Origin of the sequence: Flavihumibacter sp. CACIAM 22H1 (genome assembly GCF_001601815.1) — a bacterium.
Lineage (GTDB): Bacteria > Bacteroidota > Bacteroidia > Chitinophagales > Chitinophagaceae > Flavihumibacter.
Map to the genome: position 1 here is coordinate 11,492 of NZ_LUKG01000036.1, position 5,185 is coordinate 16,676.

Consider the following 5,185-nt stretch of genomic DNA (forward strand, 5'->3'; position numbering starts at 1 on the left):
TAACGATAGACCTTGCTCATTTCATCGAGGAATTTTTCTGCTTTGGCGGGGTCTTCGCTGATGAGGCTGGACAAGGAATTGAGGCTATTGAATAGAAAATGCGGGTTAACCTGGCCTTTGAGTCCTTCCAGTTGGCTCTGAAGGTTTTCCCGTTTGAGTTGTTCGGCTTCATCTACGAGTGATCGCCATTTTTCATAAAAAGCGGCGCCTTCATTAAAACTGGTGGCGAGGAAATTGCAGAAGAGTCCTACCAGGATCGTAGCGGAATAAGCGGTATAATTCATGGTAAAACCCAGAAATCCCAGGTAATCGTATCCAAAAAATAACAGGCTGATACCGGCAACCATCAGCAGTACGTATACCAGCAGGCTGAGCAGTATGCGCTGGAAGGTTTGGCTGTATTTGGGGTATTTATTGAGCAGGATCGTTGCCACCATACCGCAGGAGATATAAACGAGCAGTATTACGGCGAGTGTAATAAGCGTGGCCGTCACAAATGCGGTAAGGGATTCAAAGTAGCGGGATCGGAAGAGAAAAATATTGGCTATAATGGCGAAGGGTGGCAATAATAACAGGGCAATCCACCGTTCATTTTTTGAATACTTCAGAAAAGCCATGCTATTTAATTAGGTGTCAGACAGGTGTTAGGACGTTGTCCTAACACCTGTCTGACGTTTAAACCTTACTCGTCTGCGAAAGATACGTACTTTCAAAAATTTTATCGGCATTTCCCGCTTCAAAGCCCTCCCGACGATGCTCCCGGCCTACCTGGTCTGCCGGCAAGTGCTGAAACGCCGGCAATACACCCCGTTCCGCAAACTCCACATAAGACCCCGCAATCAGCTGATGGTCACCGCCCGCAAACACCGCTTCCACCTTGCGCGCCACCGTGGAAGACTGCCGCAAAAAACCATCCGGACTCGCCTTGATCTTACCCCCTGAATCGTTCAGCACAAAACCATGCCGTTCCAAAAACGCGTTAAAGGCCTCCAGCTTATTAAACCCTTCTGGCAAATTGTGCACACTTACCGTAAAATGATTCAGGTAATAGCGGTTGTATATTACCCAGGCGGCATACTCCGATTCCTTGCCTAATTCAAGGAAATCTGCATAAACAGGCGTACGCCATAAACCACTGTGCAAAAAAGCATCCACCACCTCCGCGTTATCGAGGTCCAATGCATCTACCGGATCACTGGTTACCTCATCAGTATAGGACCGGATAATTGCCTGCGTAGCCGGACTCAGGTCTGCCACTCTTAATTCACTGATAAAAATACGCGGATACTCCGGGGCGGGCGGCGCATACCAATAAGCATCCAGTTTTTTCTCCCTGAACACATAATGATCTCTCCGCTCATAACCCAGGTGCAGGAAAACTTTCTCCAGGGATTGAATGCCCAGGTGTGGTACCCCCATCGTCCGAAAGGCGATGTGATCATTTTCAATATCCTCCGCTTCCCGGATCAATCCTTCCCTGATCATTGCATTAATAATTGCCTTTACATCCGGCACTCTTTCCTGGTACCGGCGCATAAGTCCGCCGAGTACCGCTTCCAATACGGTATTTTTTTCCATGGTTTCCGTTTTTTCCGTTGCGCGTTACTTCGCCGTTTCATGGCGGGCATAGAGCGCCCCGTTTTTAGTTTGAAGAAAGGCGTCAAAAGAGATTTCTTCCTGTTTGATGAAACCCTGTTGCGGCAACGTTCCGTTGGCTACCATTTCAACTACGGCCGCTACGGAAGCAGCGGTCGTCCAGCTGATGGCCCGCCATTCTTTCCCATGGATCAGGATAGGATGATAGGCCTGGTAAAACTCTTCCCGTGCCAACTGATCTCCTTTCCAACCTTCCACTACTGCATATACATATACAACATCTTCGCGCACGGGAGGTTTGGCTTCGGTCAGGATTTGTTCTACCAGTTCCCGCTTTTCTTTCAGAATGAGTTCGTACAATAGAAACCGCATCAGTTTGGCATGGCCCGGGTAACGCATAGTTTTATAATTAAGCGTATCCACTTTACCAGCCAGGGTTTCGCACATGGTGCCCAGCCCACCGGAAGTACTGAAGGCCTCAAATTCCTGTCCCTCGATGTTAATCATCTCAATCCCGTCCAGCGAAGGCACCATCTTATGCTGGCCATTATGAATCACTTCTGCATCGTTGATGTATTCATTGATAACACCGGCCGGCGACCAGGTAAAGGAATATCCCATGAGGCCGTTCGGATAACGGGGCAGCGCTCCTACCCGCAGTTCCACATCGCGCAATTTGGTAAAGCGATTGTATAAATCGGCCCCAACAATGCCAATAAACCCGGGTGCCAGCCCGCATTGAGGCGCCATAGCCCCTTTGGAGGTCTTTGCCATTTCGCGGATAGCGGAAGTAGTAGGCACATCTTCAGTAAGGTCAAAATAGTGAATGCCCAGGGCATGCGCAGCCTGCGCCACCGGCAGGTTCAGGTTGTAGGGTAAACAGGAAACCACGGCATCCATACCACTCAGAAAGGATTTCAACTGGTCCGCATCGGTCACAGAACCGGTGGTAACGGCAAAAGGAACTTCCGCCGCCGGCTTTTGACGATCAAAACCGGTAACGGTAAACAAATCGCTCAGCAGGGTTCCAACAAGGGAACCAACCTTACCGAGACCAATAACAGCAACATTCTTCATTACAAGGAAGTTTAATGTATGAATTAATGGAAATCAGTGAGAAACAATAAGTAGAGGGAATAATCCACGCTTGGGTCGGGATCAGGGAATATTAGCACAGGCAGACCGGAGGAAGGCCAGGTAAGCACCGAATATGTTAATGCGTGCATTCATGCCTGTGAAAAACGTACTTTTGATTATACCGACGAAAATACGGGATTCCAGTAAAAAAATCCCGTTTATTCAAAACAATTTTACTACCTTTGCCCACCTTTAAAAAAGGTACTCATGAGTAGCAGACGGGAATTTGATATTGCTTTTGTGGGATTGAAGCCTGGAATTCATGAATACAGTTACGATATAACCGATCGTTTTTTTGAGGCCTATCAGTCAACAAGTTTTTCGAATTGTTCAGCACAGGTAAAACTGTCGCTCGATAAGAAAAACGGGTTCATGTTGCTGAAATTTGAAATTGGTGGAAAGGTACATGTTACCTGTGATCGTTGCGGCAGCAGTAGTTTGCCGTGGAATCTCTGGGATGAGTTTAATATTGTGGTTAAGCTGGTAGATAACCCCGATGAGATGAACGAGCAGGAAGAGGACCCGGATGTATATTATATAGCCAGAAGCGAAAGCCATTTGCATGTAGCTGACTGGATCTATGAATTTTTGCAACTGAGTCTTCCTATGCAAACCATGTGCGATGCCCTTGAAGCCGGCAACCATGCTTATTGCAGCCAGGAAGCCCTGGATCTGCTCAAGAAAATGGAAACCGGAACAGCGGAAAAGCAGGAAAATGCCAATCCCTTGTGGAAGGGGCTGGAAAAATTTAAAGACCTGGATAATTGATTTTTGTATTTATAAATTGTTGAGAGATGCCAAATCCGAAACGCAGACATTCACAGCAACGTAGTGCTAAAAGAAGAACGCATTACAAGGCAGAAGCCGCTACACTCAGCACTGACAGCACTACTGGTGAACTGCATGTACGTCACCGTGCACACGTGAGTGAAGGAAAATTGTTCTACAAGGGTAAGCTGGTGGCCGAAAAATCGCCCATCAAGAAGTAATTAACCTGTACACAATATTTATATAGCTTTGCCGGAGATGAAAATCGGTCTGGACATGATGGGTGGCGACTTCGCACCGTTAGAAGCGGTAAAAGGTCTGCAATTGTATCTGTCTGAGTCGAAATCCCCGGCGAAGCTTTTTCTATTTGGGGATGAAGCTCAGCTTACCCCCCTGTTGGCGGAACACAAGATTCCTGCCAGCTCCATAACCCTGGTGCATGCACCGCAGGTTATCGGCATGCACGAACATCCTACCAAAGCACTTAAGGAAAAACAACAATCCTCCATCGCCGTCGGGTTTGGTTACCTCGGTAAAGGAGTTATTGATGCTTTTATCAGCGCCGGTAATACCGGTGCAATGCTGGTTGGCGCTGTTTATTCGCTAAAGGCTATGGAAGGTGTTTTACGCCCCACCATTTCCACCATCATCCCGAAAGAAAACGGTGGTACCGGCCTCTTGTTGGATGTGGGTTTAAATGCCGACTGTAAACCTGAAAACCTTAACCAGTTCGCCTTGCTCGGATCGCTCTATGCACAGCATATCCTGGGAATTGAAAACCCAAGAGTTGCGCTCATCAACATTGGCGAGGAAGAAGGCAAAGGCAATCTCCTGGCCCAGGCCACTTATCCCCTGCTGAAAGAAAATGCCGCCATTCATTTCGTCGGCAATATCGAAGGCCGGGACGTATTACTCGACAAAGCCGATGTTATGGTTTGCGAAGGATTTACGGGTAATATCATCCTGAAACTGGCGGAATCCATTTATGAGATCACGCACCGGAAAGGTATTCACCACGATTATTTTGAACGCTTCAATTTTGAAAATTACGGTGGCACCCCCGTATTAGGCGTGAACAAACCCGTTATCATCGGGCACGGCATTTCCCAGTCCAAAGCCTTCTCTAACATGATTTCGCTGGCCGCCAAAATGATCGAACGTAATTTGCTCGAAATCATCCAGGCATCTGTAAAAGCCTGATTAATTGCCCGTAGCCGCAGTTATCTCCCTCTAGTTCTGCCCCTTCCCTTACCTTAGTTATAGAATTTCCTGTTTTATTTGCCTGATTTGCCTATGATCTTCAGCTATATTGCCGACTACTTCCACCAACTTAACAAAGTCCATTTTTTGGTATGCACGCTCTTGACAGCCCTGCTGATTACCGGTAATTATTATTGGGGATGGGAGAAACAATGGATCTATTCCTTACCTACCCGGCCGCAACGTATACTGGGGTTTTACCTTTTATATGGACTGGCATTTACCCTGCCCTACTTCCTGTACTGGCTGCTGGTACCAGGTTTTAACTGGTCGCCTGCGTTGTGCTGCATTATCCTGGTAGCGCCCCTGGTATTTGCGTTGAAATCCGGTATAGGGGGATGGCAGGAAATGCTTCAGGAAGCCCGCCCCGGCATCAACGGCTACCGGCTTACGGTATTGGTCAACTGGCCTATTCGGCTGATAA

7 protein-coding genes are annotated in these 5,185 nt (G+C 47.6%); 4 read left to right on the forward strand and 3 right to left on the reverse strand.

Features of this window, described 5'->3' with window-relative positions; genetic code table 11:
- The 3 genes from A1D16_RS11410 to A1D16_RS11420 form a co-directional block, all read right to left on the reverse strand.
- The coding region (locus tag A1D16_RS11410; RefSeq protein WP_290709539.1) for a histidine kinase at window positions 1–617 on the reverse strand (617 nt) is incomplete at its 3' end.
- Between the two features lie 58 nt (window positions 618–675).
- Window positions 676–1,578 (reverse strand): DUF1338 domain-containing protein, encoded by a 903-nt coding sequence (locus A1D16_RS11415; protein ID WP_290709541.1) that lies wholly within the window; start codon window positions 1,576–1,578, stop codon window positions 676–678.
- 24 nt (window positions 1,579–1,602) lie between these two features.
- Complete coding sequence (locus tag A1D16_RS11420) at window positions 1,603–2,673, reverse strand: saccharopine dehydrogenase C-terminal domain-containing protein (protein ID WP_290709543.1); 1,071 nt, start codon at window positions 2,671–2,673, stop codon at window positions 1,603–1,605.
- Window positions 2,674–2,940: 267 nt separating this feature from the next.
- Between A1D16_RS11420 and A1D16_RS11425 the strand changes: the two genes are divergently transcribed.
- The 4 genes from A1D16_RS11425 to A1D16_RS11440 form a co-directional block, all read left to right on the forward strand.
- Window positions 2,941–3,501 (forward strand): DUF177 domain-containing protein, encoded by a 561-nt coding sequence (locus A1D16_RS11425; protein ID WP_290709545.1) that lies wholly within the window; start codon window positions 2,941–2,943, stop codon window positions 3,499–3,501.
- 26 nt (window positions 3,502–3,527) lie between these two features.
- Window positions 3,528–3,722: a 50S ribosomal protein L32 gene (gene rpmF / locus A1D16_RS11430; protein WP_290709547.1), complete on the forward strand. Its 195-nt coding sequence runs from the start codon at window positions 3,528–3,530 to the stop codon at window positions 3,720–3,722.
- 37 nt (window positions 3,723–3,759) lie between these two features.
- The gene (gene plsX, locus A1D16_RS11435) at window positions 3,760–4,701 is read left to right on the forward strand and encodes a phosphate acyltransferase PlsX (RefSeq protein WP_290709549.1); all 942 of its coding nucleotides are present in this window, start codon (window positions 3,760–3,762) and stop codon (window positions 4,699–4,701) included.
- 147 nt (window positions 4,702–4,848) lie between these two features.
- Window positions 4,849–5,185: hypothetical protein (locus A1D16_RS11440; RefSeq protein WP_290709551.1), on the forward strand; the 337-nt coding region annotated here is incomplete at its 3' end.